The sequence below is a fragment of the Peribacillus sp. YIM B13472 genome (assembly GCF_042788005.1).
In the GTDB taxonomy this organism is placed as follows: domain Bacteria; phylum Bacillota; class Bacilli; order Bacillales; family DSM-1321; genus Peribacillus; species Peribacillus simplex_E.
Genome location: NZ_JBHZPG010000002.1, coordinates 254,613 through 274,098, shown reverse-complemented (window position 1 = coordinate 274,098; position 19,486 = coordinate 254,613). Strand labels below are relative to the sequence as shown.

At 42.4% G+C, this 19,486-nt stretch carries 21 protein-coding genes; 9 read left to right on the top strand and 12 right to left on the bottom strand.

Going from position 1 to position 19,486, the window contains the following annotated elements; genetic code table 11:
* Positions 1-10: 10 nt before the first annotated feature.
* Together ACFX4I_RS03085 and ACFX4I_RS03080 are read right to left on the bottom strand one after the other, a co-directional pair.
* On the bottom strand, positions 11-1,333 hold the full coding sequence (locus ACFX4I_RS03085; protein ID WP_230300476.1) for an APC family permease: 1,323 nt from the start codon (positions 1,331-1,333) through the stop codon (positions 11-13).
* A 376-nt stretch (positions 1,334-1,709) separates the two neighbouring features.
* Positions 1,710-2,537 (bottom strand): undecaprenyl-diphosphate phosphatase, encoded by an 828-nt coding sequence (locus tag ACFX4I_RS03080; RefSeq protein WP_377419122.1) that lies wholly within the window; start codon positions 2,535-2,537, stop codon positions 1,710-1,712.
* Between the two features lie 153 nt (positions 2,538-2,690).
* Between ACFX4I_RS03080 and ACFX4I_RS03075 the strand changes: the two genes are divergently transcribed.
* Positions 2,691-3,434 (top strand): glycerophosphodiester phosphodiesterase, encoded by a 744-nt coding sequence (locus ACFX4I_RS03075; protein WP_377419119.1) that lies wholly within the window; start codon positions 2,691-2,693, stop codon positions 3,432-3,434.
* A gap of 60 nt (positions 3,435-3,494) precedes the next feature.
* Here ACFX4I_RS03075 and ACFX4I_RS03070 read toward each other — a convergent pair whose 3' ends face one another.
* Entirely contained in the window at positions 3,495-3,704 is a 210-nt protein-coding gene (locus ACFX4I_RS03070; protein ID WP_076368100.1) for an alpha/beta-type small acid-soluble spore protein, read from the bottom strand.
* Between the two features lie 166 nt (positions 3,705-3,870).
* Between ACFX4I_RS03070 and ACFX4I_RS03065 the strand changes: the two genes are divergently transcribed.
* Both ACFX4I_RS03065 and ACFX4I_RS03060 read left to right on the top strand, forming a co-directional pair.
* Positions 3,871-5,157 carry a glycosyl hydrolase family 18 protein gene (locus ACFX4I_RS03065; RefSeq protein ID WP_377419116.1) on the top strand — a complete coding sequence of 429 codons (1,287 nt, stop codon included), beginning with the start codon at positions 3,871-3,873 and terminating at the stop codon, positions 5,155-5,157.
* A gap of 243 nt (positions 5,158-5,400) precedes the next feature.
* Entirely contained in the window at positions 5,401-6,393 is a 993-nt protein-coding gene (locus ACFX4I_RS03060) for a potassium channel family protein (RefSeq protein WP_377419113.1), read from the top strand.
* Here the strand turns inward: ACFX4I_RS03060 and ACFX4I_RS03055 are convergent.
* The 3 genes from ACFX4I_RS03055 to ACFX4I_RS03045 form a co-directional block, all read right to left on the bottom strand.
* The gene (locus tag ACFX4I_RS03055) at positions 6,390-6,794 is read right to left on the bottom strand and encodes a YugN-like family protein (protein WP_377419110.1); all 405 of its coding nucleotides are present in this window, start codon (positions 6,792-6,794) and stop codon (positions 6,390-6,392) included. The two genes, ACFX4I_RS03060 and ACFX4I_RS03055, sit on opposite strands and share 4 nt — an antisense overlap.
* Before the next feature lie 229 nt (positions 6,795-7,023).
* Positions 7,024-8,370 (bottom strand): glucose-6-phosphate isomerase, encoded by a 1,347-nt coding sequence (locus ACFX4I_RS03050; protein ID WP_377419107.1) that lies wholly within the window; start codon positions 8,368-8,370, stop codon positions 7,024-7,026.
* A 147-nt stretch (positions 8,371-8,517) separates the two neighbouring features.
* Entirely contained in the window at positions 8,518-9,705 is a 1,188-nt protein-coding gene (locus ACFX4I_RS03045; protein ID WP_377419104.1) for an iron-containing alcohol dehydrogenase, read from the bottom strand.
* Positions 9,706-9,885: 180 nt separating this feature from the next.
* On the opposite strand from ACFX4I_RS03045, the gene ACFX4I_RS03040 reads away from it, so the two are divergent.
* Positions 9,886-10,119, top strand: coding sequence for a DUF378 domain-containing protein (locus tag ACFX4I_RS03040; protein ID WP_063234087.1), 234 nt, complete (start codon positions 9,886-9,888; stop codon positions 10,117-10,119).
* 147 nt (positions 10,120-10,266) lie between these two features.
* On the opposite strand, the gene yugI is transcribed toward ACFX4I_RS03040, so the two are convergent.
* Positions 10,267-10,671: a S1 domain-containing post-transcriptional regulator GSP13 gene (yugI, locus tag ACFX4I_RS03035; RefSeq protein WP_063234086.1), complete on the bottom strand. Its 405-nt coding sequence runs from the start codon at positions 10,669-10,671 to the stop codon at positions 10,267-10,269.
* 346 nt (positions 10,672-11,017) lie between these two features.
* Between yugI and ACFX4I_RS03030 the strand changes: the two genes are divergently transcribed.
* The gene (locus ACFX4I_RS03030) at positions 11,018-12,361 is read left to right on the top strand and encodes a sodium-dependent transporter (RefSeq protein ID WP_230300483.1); all 1,344 of its coding nucleotides are present in this window, start codon (positions 11,018-11,020) and stop codon (positions 12,359-12,361) included.
* A gap of 141 nt (positions 12,362-12,502) precedes the next feature.
* A complete protein-coding gene (locus ACFX4I_RS03025) occupies positions 12,503-12,856 on the top strand; it encodes a helix-turn-helix domain-containing protein (RefSeq protein WP_230300484.1) in 354 nt (117 codons plus the stop codon).
* A gap of 161 nt (positions 12,857-13,017) precedes the next feature.
* Here the strand turns inward: ACFX4I_RS03025 and ACFX4I_RS03020 are convergent, their stop codons facing one another.
* Both ACFX4I_RS03020 and ACFX4I_RS03015 read right to left on the bottom strand, forming a co-directional pair.
* Positions 13,018-14,187 (bottom strand): aminotransferase, encoded by a 1,170-nt coding sequence (locus tag ACFX4I_RS03020; protein ID WP_230300485.1) that lies wholly within the window; start codon positions 14,185-14,187, stop codon positions 13,018-13,020.
* A complete protein-coding gene (locus ACFX4I_RS03015) occupies positions 14,184-14,684 on the bottom strand; it encodes an Lrp/AsnC family transcriptional regulator (protein ID WP_230300486.1) in 501 nt (166 codons plus the stop codon). Before ACFX4I_RS03015 ends, ACFX4I_RS03020 begins: the two co-directional genes overlap by 4 nt.
* A gap of 304 nt (positions 14,685-14,988) precedes the next feature.
* Between ACFX4I_RS03015 and ACFX4I_RS03010 the strand changes: the two genes are divergently transcribed.
* A complete protein-coding gene (locus ACFX4I_RS03010) occupies positions 14,989-15,831 on the top strand; it encodes an alpha/beta fold hydrolase (RefSeq protein ID WP_377419100.1) in 843 nt (280 codons plus the stop codon).
* Here ACFX4I_RS03010 and ACFX4I_RS03005 read toward each other — a convergent pair.
* Together ACFX4I_RS03005 and ACFX4I_RS03000 are read right to left on the bottom strand one after the other, a co-directional pair.
* Positions 15,806-15,997 carry a hypothetical protein gene (locus ACFX4I_RS03005; protein WP_377419097.1) on the bottom strand — a complete coding sequence of 64 codons (192 nt, stop codon included), beginning with the start codon at positions 15,995-15,997 and terminating at the stop codon, positions 15,806-15,808. The two genes, ACFX4I_RS03010 and ACFX4I_RS03005, sit on opposite strands and share 26 nt — an antisense overlap.
* Before the next feature lie 128 nt (positions 15,998-16,125).
* Entirely contained in the window at positions 16,126-16,386 is a 261-nt protein-coding gene (locus ACFX4I_RS03000) for a DUF1871 family protein (RefSeq protein ID WP_230300488.1), read from the bottom strand.
* Positions 16,387-16,486: 100 nt separating this feature from the next.
* Here ACFX4I_RS03000 and ACFX4I_RS02995 point away from each other — a divergent pair, with 100 nt between their 5' ends.
* The gene (locus tag ACFX4I_RS02995; RefSeq protein WP_377419094.1) at positions 16,487-17,662 is read left to right on the top strand and encodes a MalY/PatB family protein; all 1,176 of its coding nucleotides are present in this window, start codon (positions 16,487-16,489) and stop codon (positions 17,660-17,662) included.
* A gap of 42 nt (positions 17,663-17,704) precedes the next feature.
* Here ACFX4I_RS02995 and ACFX4I_RS02990 read toward each other — a convergent pair whose 3' ends face one another.
* Complete coding sequence (locus ACFX4I_RS02990; RefSeq protein WP_377419092.1) at positions 17,705-18,460, bottom strand: TraR/DksA C4-type zinc finger protein; 756 nt, start codon at positions 18,458-18,460, stop codon at positions 17,705-17,707.
* A gap of 143 nt (positions 18,461-18,603) precedes the next feature.
* Between ACFX4I_RS02990 and ACFX4I_RS02985 the strand changes: the two genes are divergently transcribed.
* A complete protein-coding gene (locus tag ACFX4I_RS02985; RefSeq protein ID WP_377419089.1) occupies positions 18,604-19,461 on the top strand; it encodes a manganese catalase family protein in 858 nt (285 codons plus the stop codon).
* Positions 19,462-19,486 lie beyond the last annotated feature (25 nt).

Here is a 19,486-nt window from a genome sequence, read left to right as displayed (position 1 = left end):
GGGTTTTTCATTAATATGACCGTTTATCATTCCGCTCACTTTTTTTAAGCAGCCAGTACACAGGCATTCCTATAATGAGGATGATCACCGAGTACAGGGCATTTAAAGGTGTTTGGATTAATGTGCTTAAAACAATATATATTGCACCAGCAATCGCCACGATGGGGATGAATGGGTAAAACGGCACTTTATAAGTTTTTGCATCCGGATCTTTTCTGCGTAAGATGAAGACCGCAAAGAAGGCTAATCCATAAAAACAGAAGACAGAGAATACGGCCATATTGGTAAGTTTGTCAGGGTCTGTTGCAACCATCATGATGATTGCAATGATCACTTGCAATATCGTCGCATTTATTGGCGTTTTAAACTTGGGCGATATTTTCCCGATTTGTTTATGGCCTGGCATCATTTTATCAGTCGCCATCGCCAAGGTAATGCGCGGAAAGGTCAAAAGCTTTCCGTTCAAGCAACCGAAGATTGAAATCGCTATTCCGATTGATATCAATTTCCCGCCCAATTCACCAAATAGAAGCGTTGCCGCAACATTCGCTGCATTCGTACCATGAGCTATGACTCCCTCCGCACCCAATACATGAAGCATGGCAAGGTTCACAGCCAAGTAAGCGACCATGACCACGACTAATCCCGTTATGATTGCCCGCGGCAGCGTTTTCTGCGGGTTTTTCATTTCCCCAGCCATGAAGCCGACATTCATCCAGCCATCATACGCCCAGAGCGTAGCCAAAATCGCACCGGCCATACTGATTTTCATTGAACTTTCACTATCGATATTGAATACAGGCATATCACCTTGTGCGATACCGAACACCGCTATGAAAATGATGGGGATTAATTTAGCAACGGTCGATAAGGTTTGTATGATACCGCCGTATTTTGTCCCCAGAAGATTCATGCCTGCAATAAATATGATCGTAAAAATCCCTATCGCCAAAGTGTAGCCTGAAGCGATATTAAATATTCCTGCGACTAATAACCCGAAGTATAAACTTAGTGCGCCCATGACTGCAGGTCCATATACCAATGTCTGAACCCAGCCGCATAGGAATCCCCATGCTTTTCCATACACTTCTTCCATATAGACATATAAGCCTCCCGTTTTAGGGATACGTGTACTCACTTCCGCAATCGTCAACCCGCTTGCAAGGGTAATCAGGCCACCTATCAGCCAAGCTAATAAGGCCATGGTTGAATTACCGCTTAACTCAAGCACGTCACCAGGTCTCATGAAAATACCAGAACCGATAACTGTACCAACTACAATTGATGTTCCAACCCAAAAGCCAATCGTTTTCTTCAATTGGTCATTTCCCATGTTGTCCTCCCCAGGTGTACACATGTATTTTATTTATACTAAAATTATATCATATAAATTATATGAGAATAGTTTATGCAATCATTTGAATATTCCAACAAAAACTCAGACACATTGGTATTACTACGCTCAGGGCGCTTTATTACATTTATATTTTTTTTACTAAAAATGACTGAAGCTACGCTAAAAGACGAATATTTTTTTATTTACAAAAGATTATTCGTTATTTAGCTCAATAATTACGAATTAAAAACAACAAAATACAGTTATCATTCGTTATATTTTTTTGTGAGATTCCAGCATTTTTCTAGGGACGCAAAAAAACCACCCCGAATCAACGGGGTGGTTCCTCTCCTATTTCACGCTTCTTTTCGTATTACCAAATAATGAATAGAAGCACAACCGCCAAGACGATCCGGTAAATGGCAAAAGGAGTCAATTTAACTTTATTGATTAAAGTCAAGAAAAAGCGGATACAGAATAACGCAAAGATAAATGCACTGATGAAACCTGCAATAAGGAATGGCAGAACTTCTGGCGTAAAGGAATCCCAGTATTTCACAATTTTCAACAGACTGGCACCAGCCATGATCGGCACTGCCATGATGAACGTGAAATCGGAAGCAGCGCGATAGCTCATTCCTAAAAGCACTCCTCCGGAAATGGTTGAACCTGAACGCGAGAATCCCGGCCACAGTGACAAACATTGAATTAACCCTACACCGAAAGCTTGTTTATAAGTGATTTGGTCAACCGTTTCTGCAGTCAGCTTTGGACGGAATTTATCCGCAGCAATCATCAAAAACGCGCCAAGGAACAATCCGACGATAACCGTCTTCATCGTAAATAAATGATCATCAATGTAATCTTCGAATAATAGACCTAAAACGCCCGCCGGTAACAATCCGACAAAGATCTGCAATAGGTTAAGCTTTGGGCCCTTCACAGCGGATGTGCCTTTTAGCTTCCTTAAACCAAGCAAGTCCATGAATCGTCCCCAGAAGAGCACGACAACGGCGAGTATCGAACCAAGCTGGATTACCACCTTAAAGGCATTGGCCACTTCACTTCCGAAAAGCTCAGTTGATTTCAGCCATAAATCATCGACGATAATCATATGCCCTGTAGATGATACAGGAGCAAATTCAGTTAATCCTTCTACAAGACCAAGAATAACTGCAACAAAAATTTCCCACATATTCATTTTATTCACCTCATAATTCGAACACCTATTTATGGAAATACCATATGTATTTTACTCGTTGTTTAAAATATTGTCTATTAAACATTGCTGAAACAATTTACGGGTACATGTATGATAGGGTTCAAGATAAAGTTTAAAGGGGAAGTGATGATTTTGCAAAACATACTGATTTTCGCCCATAGAGGGTCCAAGGGGACGCATCCTGAAAATACCATGGCTGCATTTCAAGAGGCGGCAGAAATCGGGGCCGAGGGGATCGAGTTCGACGTCCATCTCAGTTCTGATGGGGAATTGGTCATCATCCATGATGAAACACTAGATCGAACGACGACCCTTACTGGTTATGTAAAAGAGCATTCGGCACAAAGGCTGAAAACGGCGGATGCCGGGAGCAAATTTTCCAAGGAATTCCTTGGGGAGCGGATTCCTTTTTTAAATGAAGTGTTCGACTGGGCTAAGGGAAATGCTTTATTGATGAATATCGAAATCAAAACGGATAAACTCACTTACGAAGGAATCGAACAGAGGATCATTGATTTGATTCGTCAATATCAAATGGAAAATCGGGTGATCCTCTCTTCCTTCAACCATCAATCCATTGAAAAAGTGAAGATGCTTGCCCCAGACCTTGAACGTGCATTATTGTTCGAGGGGCTACCTGAAAACTACGAAGAGATCTTACGTGATAAAAAAGAAGCGGGTTTTCATCCAGATAAAAACAGCCTGACCCCGGAAGTTAATGAAAAAGCGAAAAAACTTGGATATAAAATCCGGCCTTGGGTCGCCAATGATGAAGCCGACATCGTCAAGCTGGCAGAGTTGGGTGTCAACGTCATCATGACCGATTTTCCTGAAAAGGCAATCAAGATTTTAAAGGCTTGGCAGGCAACTAGCTGAACAATGCGAAAGAGAAGGAGCGATGCCCCTTCTCTTTCTAATCCATATTTATTCAATTAATTAACGAGAAAAGTTTGAACCGCCTAATTGTTGTTCAGCCATTTGAACCAAACGTTTTGTGATTTCCCCACCAACAGATCCGTTAGCGCGAGAAGTAGTGTCAGCACCTAGGTTTACACCAAATTCACTAGCGATTTCATTCTTCATTTGTTGTAGAGCTTGTTCTGCACCAGCTACTACTAGTTGATTGCTGTTATTGTTGTTTGCCATGTGTTTTCACCTCCTACTAATATTAATTAGCATTTTAAGCTTAAATTATTATTGCCAATTTATTGTATTTTCTTCTTTACGGTCCTTCAATCCAAAGCTCTTTATCATGTTTTTCTTTTTTTGTTCATAAACTGTTAGGAAACTTTCAGTACAGGAGGGAAAAGAATTGCAAATACATGTGGTTAGGCCAGGCCAGACGTTATATGGCATCGCCCAGACATACAGCGTAACCGTTGACAGGCTCGTCGAATCAAATAAGATCCCTAACCCAAATAATCTTGTTTCGGGGCAGGCCCTTGTCATTCCAATCGTCGGCAGTTATTATTTCGTTCAACCGGGTGATAGTCTTTATTCCATTTCCCAAAAGGTTGATGTCCCTTTTCAAGAGTTGGCAAAAATAAATGGCATTCCCGAAAATCAAAACCTATCCGTTGGATACCGGCTCTATATTCCGGCACGAAAGAAAAGGACCGCCGAATTCAACGGTTATGTCGAGCCGCGGGGTACATCGGTTGCACCGGCCCTTGAAACGGCCGCCAGGGAAGCTGGGCCCTATTTAACCTATTTAGCCCCATTCAGCTTCCAGGCGCTTCGTGACGGCTCCTTAAAAGAGCCTTTGCTCAATGAATTCCCTGCCATCGCCAGAGAAAATAAAAATGTCCTGATGATGGTGATCACGAATCAGGAAAATGACCAATTCAGCGATGAGCTCGGGCAAATCATTTTAACGAATACTTCCGTCCAGAATAAGTTCCTGAACAATATCGTTACAACGGCAAAGAAATATGGATTCCGGGATATCCACTTTGACTTTGAGTTTTTAAGGCCGGCCGATAAAGAAGCGTATAATCAATTTCTCCGAAAAGCCAAGGAACGATTCAAGAAAGAAGGATGGTTCATTTCCACGGCACTTGCCCCTAAAACAAGTGCTGAGCAAAAAGGCCGTTGGTATGAGGCACATGACTATAAAGCACATGGTGAAATCGTCGACTTCGTTATCATCATGACTTATGAATGGGGATATAGCGGAGGACCGGCAATGGCTGTGTCTCCTATTGGACCTGTTCGGGAAGTTCTCGAGTATGCCATCACCGATATTCCCTCCAACAAGATCCTGATGGGGCAGAATCTATATGGCTATGATTGGACCCTGCCTTTTGTACAGGGATCCACTGCCAAGGCCGTGAGTCCGCAGCAGGCCATCCAGATTGCGGCGGCCAATAATGTTGCCATCGAGTATGATGAAACCGCACAGGCCCCGCACTTCAACTATACCGATATAGAGGATAGGCAGCATGAGGTGTGGTTTGAAGATGCCAGATCCATTCAGGCAAAATTCGATTTAATCAAAGAACTGAATCTAAGGGGAATGAGTTATTGGAAGCTCGGCTTAGCCTTCCCTCAAAACTGGCTGCTAATCAGTGATAACTTTAACGTACGGAGAAGGGTCTAAAAAAAGATGAAGGAATACAGAAACGCAAACGGGCATATAATCAATCATCGAGCATGAAGTCCAGTTCAGGACATGTGACTCAACCATAAAGCCTTCCGACATCATCTGGAAGGCTTTTATCATTTACCCGAAATATAATGGCAACTTTCCAATATCATCATTCAAAGTTTGTCTGTCCGCATCCTTATGAGCCAAGCCTTTTTTGACCATACTAAAAGGAACAGCTTAAGGGGTGTGAAAAACATGATTCGAATCGGTCCATACACAAGCATCGTTCCCAGATTTCCGCGTTTCATCAGATTGCTATCCACCATCGCATTATTTTTACTTTCATTCGGGGTCTTGATACACTTTGTGGAGCCGGAGAGATTCCCTACTTTACTTGATGGCATCTGGTGGGCAATCGTGACTATGTCAACGGTGGGTTACGGAGATTTCACTCCCGTTACAAATCTTGGAAAAGTCATTGGAATGGTCCTTATTTTGTCAGGAGCCGGCCTGATTACCTCTTACTTTGCGTACATTGCAAAGATTTCCATTTCCAATGAACAGCAATTTCTAACAGGAAAGAAAGTATTCGGCGGCGGCGGTCATATTATCATTGTGGGCTGGAATGGCCGTTCCCAGAGAATCATCCAAAACATTCATGATCGTAAACATCATCAATCCATTGTCCTTATAGATGATACGCTGCAAAAGCACCCGCTTCCAAGAACGAATATCCACTTTATCCAAGGAAAAGCTACATTGGATTCCGTTTTGCAGAAAGCAAATGTAAAACAAGCCATACGCGTCCTGATCACGGCTGACCTTAAGCAAGACGAGCTGCAAACGGATATGTTCTCGATATTAACATTACTGGCCGTCAAAGGGCTGAATCCTGATGTATATTGTCTTGTGGAAATATTAACGCATGAACAAAAGGAAAATGCTTTACGGGCTGGGGCGGACGGTATCGTGGAAACGAATAAATTTGCGAGTGAATATATGCAGGATTGCTTATCGAAGGGGATCCTTGCGGAAGCCGAAGAGCAAAAAGAGCGGGATGGATTGAACATCAAGCAGCTGCCCATCCAGGATGACTGGGTTGAATTGACGTTTAAACAGTTGAACGTTAAGCTATTCGATCAAGACATTTTATTGGTCGGCATCATTTCAGGAGGCAAGACATTAATCAAGCCCCCTGGAGATGTAATCATACATCGTGATGACACCTTGCTCATCATTGAAGATTAATGTAATAAAAGCTTCTCCAAATCACGGACAAGCGCTTTTCCAAGTGTGATATAGTTTTCCGGAAATTCGGCATCCGGATCTTCAGGCTCAGCAAACTGATTGAAGGAAGCGGAGAGATTTCCGATATTTCCTTCATCATCCATCCCGTCCTCGTACTTATGAGATAACAAAAACGGTTGTAAAAGTTCGACCATTACCCCATCCTTATCGAGTGAACCATCAACAGCCCTGAAAGGGACTCGCAAGAATTGGTAGCCATCACTGCCATCGATCTTATAATCAAAAGACCCGTGGTCATAGTCCCATCCCCCGCCTATCACATATCCTTCCGGTTTTAACTTCGTCTCCAGATCGAACAAACCAAATGTTTTCCCTTCCAACTGAGAAGAAATTTTAATCATTGTATAAAACCTCTTTCGCTAATTTTCTATTAGCTTAACCAAAGTGCCTTAAAAAAAAACTGGAATGCCTCTATTGTTCCCTCGATTGGCAAAAGGAATTTGGCCTCCAAGCCTCCCTTATGCTTTTGTGAAGTTTCTCTCTCTTCGTCGCTTCCTTGATGGCACTGCTTTAGCTTTCAACAAAAAAAGGCATCAAGCAGGAAGTTATTCCGGCCTGATGCCTTTTATATTATAATCGCTGTTCGAGCTCCGCCTTTTTCTTTTCATAACCCGGCTTTCCTAAAAGAGCAAACATGTTCACCTTATAGGCTTCCACTCCAGGCTGATCAAATGGATTTACACCCAGTAAGTATCCGCTCATTGCACAAGCTTTCTCGAAGAAATATACAAGGTAGCCAAAAGTATAAGCATCGAGCTGCGGAACCGTTACGATCAGGTTAGGAACGCCACCGTCCGTATGAGCTAACAGCGTACCTTCAAATGCTTTATTATTCACGAATTGCACCGTTTCACCTGATAGGTAATTCAGGCCATCCAAGTCATTGGCCGCTTCTTCAATCAAGATTTCATGACGGGCCTTTTCCACTTTGATGACTGTTTCAAAAAGATCACGCCGTCCTTCCTGAACATACTGCCCTAATGAATGCAGGTCAGTCGAGAAGTTAGCCGATGAAGGGAATATCCCTTTTTGATCCTTTCCTTCACTTTCCCCAAATAATTGTTTCCACCACTCAGAGAAGTATTGAAGTCCAGGCTCATAGTTTATCAGCATTTCAATCGTTTTCCCTTTATTGTAAAGGATATTCCGAACCGCCGCATATTGGTATGCCTGATTCTCACCTAACTCGGAAGAACTGAAGTCCACCCTAGCGCGCTCGGCTCCCTCCATGATTTGATCGATATCCGCCCCGCTGACCGCAATCGGAAGCAGCCCTACAGCCGTTAAGACCGAGTAACGTCCGCCAACATCATCAGGAATGACGAAAGTTTGGAAACCTTCCTCCGTCGCTACCGTTTTTAATGCACCCTTCTCTTTATCAGTGGTAGCATAAATGCGGCTCTTAGCTTCTTCAACGCCGTATTTTTGTTCCAGCAGTTTCCGGAAAATCCTGAAGGCCAGTGCAGGCTCCGTGGTCGTACCGGATTTAGAGATGACATTGATCGAGAAATCCCTATTTTCCAATAGGTCCATTACGTCCTGCATATATGTAGAGCTTATATTATTACCCACAAATAAAATTTGCGGTGCATTTCTTTTATCCGACGGTAAAATGTTATAAAAACTATGTTGAAGCATCTCAACTGCTGCCCGCGCTCCCAGATATGATCCACCGATTCCGATAACCAGCAGCACTTCTGAATCTTCTTTTATTTTCGCGGCCGCTTTTTTGATTCTTGAGAACTCTTCTTTATCATAATTGGCGGGTAAATCAAGCCAGCCAAGGTATTCATTGCCTGCCCCTGTCTGTTCATGCAGGGAATGGTGTGCCACTTTTACAGCATCCTGTAAATAGGTAATTTCATGCTCCCCGAAAAACGGCAGGGCTTTTGAATAATCGAAACGAATATGGGCCATTCAAATTCCTCCTTGAATTCTTTAGTTTCCCTTTCACTTTATCTGATGTAATTCTCATAATCAAGAAATCAATCAAGTAAATAAGGAATTATGCATATAAAGTAATCTCCCACCTGACAAGGCGGGAGAAAGGATCATATCACTTGTTTATAATGAAGCCCGTAAAATGGCAAGGACATCTTCACGGTTCAGGACTTTGAATTTTCCAAATTCCCCTCTGCTCATCGCTTTATCAGCCATGACTTCCAATTGTGAGTCATCGATGCCATAATCCGAAAGATTGGTCGGCGCCCCTAAGCTGCTCCAAAATGACCTAAGTCTTCCAATGCCTTCAAGGGCCGCTTCCTCATCCGTTTTACCTTCAGGATCTACATGGAATACACGGACTGCCACTTGTTTAAAGCGTGCGACATTTTCATGCAGCACATGCTTCATCCAATTTGGGAATAAGATGGCCAATCCTCCTGCATGCGGGATGTCATAAACAGCTGAAACGGCATGTTCAATGTTATGCGTTGCCCAATCACCGCTGTAACCGACCCCAAGCGACCCATTCAATGCCAGGTTTCCGGCATACAGGATAGTAGCCCGGTGCTCATAATTCTCCAGGTCTTCCAATAGTTTAGGTGCCGTTTCAATCACCGTCGATAACAGCGATTCACAAAAACGGTCTTGAAGCGGCGCATGCGTTTCCGGATGGAAGTACGTTTCGAACACATGTGACATCATATCGACCATTCCGTATACCGTTTGGTCCTTTGGTACTGAAAAAGTATTTTCAGGATCCAAAATGGAGAATTGCGGAAATACCAATGGACTTCCCCATCCATATTTCTCTTTCGTTTCCCAGTTTGTTATGACAGATCCGGAATTCGCCTCAGAGCCGGTTGCAGCTAAAGTCAGCACCGTTCCGAATGGAAGCGCCTCTTCGACTGGTGCCTTCTTAATGACAAGATCCCATGGATCGCCCTCATATTTAGCACCCGCAACGATGGCCTTTGTAGCGTCGATGACGCTTCCTCCCCCAACAGCAAGGACAAAGTCGATACCATGTTCTTTACAAAGATCAACACCTTTTCGGACTGTTGAGATGCGTGGATTCGGTTCAACTCCGGAAAGTTCGTGCACTTCTGCATCGATCACTTTCAAGGTATTGACCACTTTTTCATATAAGCCATTTTTCTTTATGCTTCCTCCACCGTATACAAGTAAAACTTTATCGCCATACGCAGGAATTTCAGTTTTTAAGCTTTCAAGCTGACCTTTCCCGAAAATGACTTTAGTAGGATTTTTATAAGTGTAATTCTCCAATGGATATCTCTCCTTTAATGCCATATTGACTCCGTTTTTGAATTGTCCAAAGTGCAAGTGCTAGCTTTTCTTTTATTCATTATGACCAATGTTCCATTTAAATACAAAATATCCGCCCGGAACTTTTGTAGTGATGTATATTTACATGATGAAAAAGCATGATAAATAAAGAACTGATTTTTTCAAAAAAAAGGAGGCAGTACAATGAGTGGAATACAAAGAACTGCACTTGTTCTTACAATAATTGGGGCAATCAACTGGGGATTAATAGGTTTTTTCCAATTTGACTTGGTCGCTTCGATTTTCGGAGGGCAAGATGCTGGATTAGCCCGTATCGTTTATGGATTGGTCGGAATTGCCGGTCTCATTAATCTTGGTCTTCTCTTTAAACCAAGCCCTGAAATTTCCAGAGAGCCTGAAACTAAACCGACTCGTTGATGTCATCGACATTGTTTATGTTTTATAAAATAAAGCCGGACCATGGATAATCACATGACCCGGCTTTATTTCATTCATATGACCCACTCCCGGCCATGAAATGGACAAAAAAAACCGGCTGATCGAAGGATCTGCCGGTTCCCAAAATTATTTTTTGATTAAGTCTTCGCGTTGAGATTGTTCAATCCACTCTTGAAGTTTGTCTTTCAATGTGTTGAAACCTTCAGTAGATTCGATGTGAGATGTAGCTTTAACAGAAGCTTGGCGTTTTTTCGGAGCTTTTTTCGGAGCTTCAGTACGCTCAGGAGCTTCTTCTGTAGCGCGGATCGATAAGCCGATTTTTCCAGCAGCTGAATCGATGGAAAGAACTTTAACTTTCACTTCATCGCCCACTTTTAAATGTTCGTTGATATCTTTAACGAAGCCGTGAGTAATTTCAGAAATATGAACTAAACCTTGAGTTGAATCATCTAGAGCAACAAATGCACCGTATGGTTGAATACCGGTTACTTTACCAGCAACTACCGCACCAATTTCGAATTTTTCAGACATGGTAACACTCCTATTTTATATATATTTTTTCGTCTTTTCACGCAATAAAAAATTATATCACATAATTGGAAAATAATCAAAGTTAAGTATACCATACTTTTTGGGATTTTACTCATTAAAAATGTTTGTTTTTTGGAAATAATAAATATTATAAGATCTTTATTTATAACTTATCCTAAAAATTTGCAAATAACCTCTTTTTCCCTTAAAATATTTACTCATTTTTCTAAAGATTGTAATATTAAAACACTATCCAATCCCTCATAATCATAGTAAGATGAGAAAATGTTTTAACAAAAGTAATATACAGCTAAATATTCTTTACATCTAAAGGAGTTTTAACATCATGTCAAAACAAGATCAATGGACTTCAAAACTTGGGTTCATCCTGGCAGCCGCGGGATCCGCTATTGGATTGGGTGCCATCTGGAAGCTCCCATATATGACTGGGGCAAATGGTGGAGGGGTCTTTTTCCTGCTCTTCATTTTATTCACCCTACTTATCGGTGCACCGATATTAATAGCGGAATTCACGATTGGCCGCAATGCACAGAAAGATGCCATTAGCGCATATAAACATATCGCCCCGGGAAAACCTTGGGCATTGATTGGATATGGCGGTGTCGTCGCTTCAATCATTCTTCTTTCCTTCTTCAGTGTTGTTGGAGGCTGGATCATCTCTTATTTAGCAAGAAGCTTTAAAGGTTCCCTTTCAAACTTGACGCAAGAAGAATATGGGAACTTCTTCAATACGATAATCAGTAATCCCTATGAAACCGTTATCGCTCAGTTATTATTCATGGTCTTTACCATTTGGGTCGTGCAAGGCGGGGTTTCCAAGGGAATTGAAAAGGCGAATAAATATATGATGCCTTCCTTGTTCATTCTTTTCATCATTCTTCTTATCCGTTCCTTGACTCTGGATGGAGCAATCGAGGGTGTTAAATTCTTCTTGAAGCCGGACTTTTCCGCATTAACAAAGGAAACGATCCTATTGGCACTTGGCCAATCCTTCTTTGCACTAAGTGTCGGTGTTTCCGTGATGGTAACCTACGCATCCTATTTGAGTAAAAAAGAAAATATTACAAAATCGGCCTTTTCGGTAGTTGGACTGAATATCTTCATTTCCTTGCTGGCAGGTTTGGTCATCTTCCCGGCTGTTTTCGCACTAGGTTTCAGCCCTTCAAGCGGGCCTGGACTAGTATTTGTCGTGTTGCCTGCCGTCTTCAATGAAATGGCGCTTGGCGGGATCTTCATGGTCATTTTCTTCATATTATTATTATTTGCCACCCTTACGACGGCATTCTCCATTCTCGAAATCGTCGTTGCAGCCATGATCAAGGGTGATGCTGCAAAGCGGAAGAAGGCTTCTTGGATAGCTGGTATCACCGTTTTCCTGATTGGGATTCCTAGCGCATTATCATTTGGGGTGCTTTCGGATGTGAAGATTTTCAATTTATCCATATTCGATTTCGCCGATTATCTGACAAGCAATATCGCGCTGCCAGTCGGTGCCTTGTTCATATCCCTTTTCATCGGCTATCAAATGAAAAGGATCGAGGTACAAAAGGAGTTCGAATCTGGCGATGATTCCGGCCGATCACTTTTTAAACTTTGGTATTTCCTGATTCGCTACATCGTGCCGATCATGATCATACTCGTATTCCTTAGGTCCACTAATCTCATTTAACATTCAACGTGCCGTTTCGATATTACTCGATGCGGCATTTTTTTTCACAAAACCTACATATTCAGTCACATCCCTTTAGTAATAATATGGTAAAATAATGACATAAAGAAAATATATTTCCTGAAAAAGGAGTGTCTGACTATGTCAAATATCGCGAAGAATATCCGGCAATATCGAGAGAATCACAACCTCACTCAACAGGAACTGGCTTTGAAATTACGAATCGGCACGAAGAAAATAGAAAAGTATGAGTCGGGTGAATCGGTTCCTGATACACAAACCATTTTACGGCTTTCCACCGTTCTTGACATTCCAGCTTCAGAATTCCTGAAGGATGCCCAAACTGGGAACGCCGCTGGTATCGACGAGGACATAAAAAAACTGATTGAAGAAATCGGAACAAAAAAAGCTGAGCTCATTCTAAGAACAGCCAAGGACTTTAGCGAAGACCAAATTCTGAATGTTATGCATACTTTATATAATACACAAGCTTAATTCAAAAAATAGGTCGTAGTATGTGTATTTTTTTTCAGGGTACTGGATATACTATGATTAACACTTTCTATGTTAATCCTTTAGATTAACTCTTTTTTCTAATTCCCCCTATGGAAAGGGATCCGGCTGCTTGAAACGGCCGGATCCCTATTTTTTTGCTTTTATTGGCAATGATTCTTCATGAAACGTTCCATCCTTCTAAGCGCTTCTTGAAGCTGTTCCATTGAGGATGCATAGGAACAGCGGATATGACCTTCACCGCTTTCCCCGAACACATCTCCTGGCACAACGGCTACAAGTTCTTCCGTCAGAAGTTTTTCAGCAAATTCCATCGAAGTCATCCCTGTTTTCTCTATGGAAGGAAAAGCATAAAAAGCCCCGCCAGGATTATGGCAATCCAGACCCATATCGTTAAATGATTTCACGATATAATTTCGTCTTCTCCGATAACTCCGACGCATTTCCTCCACATCCTGCATTCCGTGCTTTAAAGCTTCCAATGCAGCATGCTGCGCAATGGTCGGCGCACACATCATCGCATATTGATGAAGCTTAAGCATCGCCTCGGAAATTTCCTTAGGTGCACAAACGAACCCAAGACGCCATCCAGTCATCGCAAACCCTTTCGAAAACCCATTGATGACAATTGTCCGCTCAAGCATGCCGTCAATGGCAGCAAAAGAAGTGAATGTCTCATCATAAGCAAGTTCTGCATAGATTTCATCGGAAATCACCAGCAAGTCATGCTTTTTAACGATGTCAGCAAGCATCACTAATTCTTCCTGCCCAAGTTGGGTTCCCGTCGGGTTATTCGGTGAACAGATTAAAACGGCCTTCGTTTTAGGCGTGATCGCCGCCTCGAGTTGTTGGGGAGTCAACTTAAAGTCATCTTCCTTGGATGTTTGGACCGTGACCGGTATTCCCCCTGCCATGGTCACAAGCGGTGAATAGGCGACGAAACAAGGTTCTACGACAATGACTTCTTCACCCGGATTCAAGATGGTCCTCAGGGCAATATCGAGGGCTTGGCTCGCTCCGACCGTGACGATGATTTGATCTTCCGGTCTATACGAAACATGGAACTGCTTCTCCATATACCCGCTGATTTCCGACCTTAATTCATATAATCCGGCATTGGCCGTATAAGAGGTATACCCTTCCTCCAAGGAGTTGATTGCCGCTTCCCTTACTGCCCAAGATGTAACGAAATCCGGTTCACCCACACCAAGGGAGACGACCCCTTCCAAATTGGCTGCCAAGTCGAAAAAGCGGCGGATGCCTGATGGTTTAAGCTCTGCAATCGTTTTTGAAACATAACTCGTTTTAATCATGGTGACACCACTATCCGCTTATCTTCTTCAGTTTGCTCGAAAATGGTGCCATCATGCTTGTATTTTTTCATAATGAAGTGAGTCGTCGTAGAAATGACGGAATCCAGTGTCGAAAGCTTTTCCGAAACAAAGCTTGCCACTTCGTTCATCGAACGTCCTTCGACAATGACCGAAAGATCATAAGCCCCAGACATTAAATAAACGGACTCGACTTCTTTGAATTTGTAAATCCTTTTTGCGACCTCATCGAAACCGACGCCGCGTTTAGGAGTGACTTTTACATCGATCATCGCTGTGACACCATGGTATTCATCCACTTTAGCCCAGTTAATGACTGTTAAATAACGGACAATGACCCGCATATCTTCTAATTTCTTCAATGTAATTTCAATGTCCGATTCTGATTGATCGGTCATTTTAGCCAAATCCTTCATATCAATCCGGCTGTTATTTTCAATGATTCTCAAGACTTCCAATTCCTCTTCATTCAAGTGCATTGGAAAACCCCCCTTTTGGAATTCACTAATTTAGATGTGATGGTTTGGCTGGCAGATAGTCTCATGAATTACTTTATTAGACTTTTTTAAAAACCTATATGACAATATAATTTAATAAGTCCTATTCTGTCAGGATAAACTTACACTATTATATCAAAATTGATTGGTGACCTGTTATAGTAATTGTCTTTTTTCATCGTTATTATTACAATTACTGTTATGCAACAGTATTAAAGGACCTTTTTTGGAATATCAAGGGAAACATGGATTTTTATCATTGACCAATAACGGAGGATGAACTTTTATGGAAAGTCATACAATCAAAGGCGTCGAACGGGTGGGTAATATTGAAATCTATTTTGAATATGACCGAATCGATGATTCCCTCCCCACCCTTGTCCTGCTTCATGGATTTTTGTCGTCGAGCTTCAGTTTCCGTAAATTAGTGCCCTATTTAATCAAGGAATACAATGTGATTTCCATAGACCTCCCGCCATTCGGGCAAAGCGGAAAAGATTTTCGATATACATATTCATTCCGGAACATCGCTAAATCCGTCGTTATGTTCTTAGAGGGAAAAGACATCAGGAAATTCAGCACCATCGGCCATTCCATGGGCGGGCAGATTTCCCTGCAGCTCATCAAATCATATCCTGAACTTGTCGACCAGGCCATTCTTCTTGCCGGTTCAGGCTATCAGCCCGGCTATTCGGAAAAAATGAAGATGGTCAGTTACCTGCCTTTCTTTTCATTCGGGATAAAAAGGTATCTACAAAAATCAGGTATCGAAAAGAATTTGAAAAATGTCGTCCATGACCCGGCCATGATTGACGATGAAATGCGACAGGGGTATCTAGGGCCATTCATAAAGAAGCATGATATTTTCCGGGCATTGGGGAGGATGCTTCGAGATAAGGAAGTCGATTTGTTGAAGGAGGACCTAAGTGAAATTCATACACCATGCCTGCTAATTTGGGGAAGACATGATCGTGTGGTGCCATTGAATATTGGCCAAAGGCTCCATGAAGACCTGCCTAATTCCAAGCTTGTTGTCCTTGAAGATTCCGGGCATCTTCTTCCAGAGGAGAAGCCGGAAGAAGTGTATCAATTAATTAAAGGGTTTATTGGAGTGGCCACCCCAACGTAAACTCACGAGTAAATGGGCGAAATTCACGAGTAAATCGCCGAAACTCACGAGTAAATCGCACAAACTCACGAGTAAATCGCACAAACTCACGAGTAAATCGCACAAACTCACGAGTTAACTGCACAAACTCACGAGTTAACTGCACAAACTCACGAGTTAACTGCACAAACTACGAGTTAACTGCACAAACTACGAGTTAACTGCACAAACTACGAGTTAACTGCACAAACTACGAGTATAGAGTAAAAAACAACGTAAAAAAGGTGCCCCTGATGGGTACACCCTTTTTCACCTTTAGATCGAACAGCTGGCATCATTTTTTATGATGAGCAGCTGTTGTGCAACTTCCAGGCACTTTTCCATCTGAACGGATTCATCGAACGAGAACTCGTAAATGGATTTTATTTTTTCCGCCAGTTCCTTTGGATCATCTATATCCCGGATTGCTACGACCGTATCTGCAATTTCCGGCTCATAAAGATCCCATCCTATCTTGAATGGGTCCCAATCTTGCAATACGGCAACCAACGCTAGATTCATTTGCTGTGTATCCATATAATCATCACCTGCTCAATATTTTCAAAGAACATGATTTCATAGTATCATAACAACAGGCTTTTCGCGAAATGACAAATTTTATTCGGTGGTGGATATTTTGAACAAGTCAATATTTGAAGAACAAATAAACAGGGAAAATTCCGGGTCTGCAAAATGGGATAAAAACTCGCTCACATCATTGTATGGGCGCGAAGATGTTCTCCCGATGTGGGTTGCCGATATGGACTTCCCATCTCCTGAGGGCATTCAAAAGGCATTGATGGAACGCTTGAACCATCCAATTTTCGGCTATACGGTCCCTTCTGATACGGTTTTCACCGAAATTCAAAGCTGGCTTAAAGACCGGCACTCCTGGCAAATCGAAAAAGAGTGGATCTCATTTAGCTCCGGCGTCGTTTCTGCAATCGGTACAACGATCCAAGCATTCACGAACCCGGGCGATAAAATATTGTTACAATCTCCAGTCTATAACCCATTTTTTGATATGATCAAAAATAATGACCGGGTAGTGGTCAATAGTCCCCTTATCATGGAAAAGGACCGCTTCGAGATTGATTTCACCGATTTTGAGGACAAGCTGAAAAGCGGAGTGAAACTATTCCTTTTTTGCAGTCCGCATAACCCTGGCGGACGTGTTTGGACAAAGGACGAACTGTTACGAATCGGGGAGTTATGTGAAAAATATGAAGTAGTCATCGTCAGTGATGAGATACATGCCGACTTATTCCATAAAACTTCAAGGCATTATCCGATCGGCTCGCTTTCAAAAAATTTGGCGGACATTACCGTTACATTGATGGCGCCAAGCAAAACATTCAATATTGCCGGCCTTCAGGCTTCATTCCTGATCGCCAGTAATGAAAAATTGCAAAAGCAACTGCAAAAGGCGCAAACAAAACTGGCCTTCCATGGTCTTAATATCTTTGCCTTAACAGCAATGGAAGCCGCGTATCGAGAGGGCCTGGAATGGCTTGAAGACATGATTGGCTACATTGAGGAAAATATAAAAGTGGCAGAGGAATTCATTGCTGCTGAAATTCCTTCACTGCATGTCATGCATCCGGAAGCCTCTTACCTTTTATGGATTGACTGCCGTGATCTTGGATTGACCGACAAGGAAATTAAGGATCGACTGATCCATCAAGGGAAGCTCGCATTGGAACCTGGTTCAAAATATGGACCTGGCGGAGAAGGTTTCGTCCGAATGAATCTCGGTTGTTCACGCACCGTCCTGATGGAAGGGCTAAAACGTTTGAAATTGGCGTTTTCATAAATAAAAAGAAGAACCAGGCTTCAATTTCCTGGTTCTTCTTTTTCAATCTTTCTCTTCATCGACATAAGGATCATGCTCATATCGTGGCAAATCCCCAAACGGGGTTTGAATATTTTCTTCAAAAAGTTCTTCCTTCAATTCTTGATATTGGGAGTTTGGATAAACCGTTATCTCTTTTCCATATATATCAACGCCGACGAAATTTTCATAATCTTCGACATATCCGATATTTTCTTCGGACTCGACATACATATCTTCGTAATCGTTTGGCGGATTTACAAAATCGGAAGGCGATTCAGATGTTCCATAACTGGCAACATCCTGCCAAGAATCCTCCGCATCGTATGCAACCGATTCGTGACGGTCATCATAATCAAACTTTCCAAATGGGGGTCCCAGCACTTCCTCTTCCACCGGCCGATTGTCCGAAGTTTCCTGTGATGGGGTATGCTCGACACAATAAGTAGTGGTAGGGATGGCTTTCAAACGTTCAAGAGGTATTTCCTTTGAACAAACCTCACACTTTCCATACTCCCCTGCCTCGATGGCGGAAAGCGCTCGTTCAATATCCTTTATTTCATCGCGATCATGCTCGGAAAGGGCCAAATCCTTTTCCCGTTCATATAACTCGGTTCCTTCATCGCCGGGATGATTATCGTAACTCGATAACTCACCTGTCGAATCCTCCAAGCTTCTTCTTAAATCGTGGTCGCCTGAATCACTTAATCGCTCTTCCAACTCTTGCTTCGTTTGCTGCAATTGCTGTTGAAATTCTTTAAGCTGCTGATTGGATAGCATGTGCAACATCCTTTCAAAATCGTTCTTCCCTCTAGTATTTCTCTCTTCCCGTCATTCCATAAAGGTACTTTTTACCTTAGGGATAAATTAATTCAGATAACAGAAGCTAACGTAGAAATATTAACTTCAAGGAGGGCTTCCATTTGTATTTCTATAAAGAAGACTTAATCAATATGATCGTTCCCGATAATCCTGATCCGAATGCAGCAAAAGTACTTCAGGAAGCGCTTGGAGGGCAATTCGGTGAAATGCGGACGATGATGCAGTATTCTTTCCAAAGTGCAAACTTCCGCGGCAAGGCTAAACAATATCGTGATTTACTCCGTGGAGTTTTCTTGGAGGAACTTAGCCACGTTGAACTTGTCCAATCAACCATCAACCAGCTGCTGAATGGTGCTGGCGGGAATATGCCTGGAGATTCCGCTATCGATGGTGCCCCTTTGGATGAAGTCATCAAAGGCGGCGCAAACCCCCATCACTTCATCATCGGTGCGAAAGCATCCCTGCCCGTCGATGCTGGTGGCAATCCATGGAATGCATCATGGGTTTATGATCACGGTAATCTTGTGGCTAACCTTCTGAACAATGTCATGCTTGAATCCACGGGGGTCCTGCAAAAGTCCAGGATTTATGAAATGAGTTCCAATAAATCAATGCGCGAAACACTGGCATTTTTAATGGTTCGCGACAATGCCCACCAAAATGCATTTGCCAAGGCATTAGAAACTCTTGGGGTTGACTGGGGGAAAATCTTCCCTGTACCTAATTATGATTTGAACAAATATCCTGAATGCCGCAAATATGTGGATTTAGGCTACCATAACGCCCAATTCAATTTCCGGTTGGACCAAACACAAATCGGCGAGATTTTCAAAGGGGAGACACCTAGCCGAAATGGCGGAAACCTTGCTGTTACCGATCCTCCAAAAGGATTCCCTGTCCCTGAAATGCTGGATATGCCAAATGAACATAGCCCTGGCTTGAGTGATTTGAACAATTAAAAAAGAAGGCGGACACATCATTCCG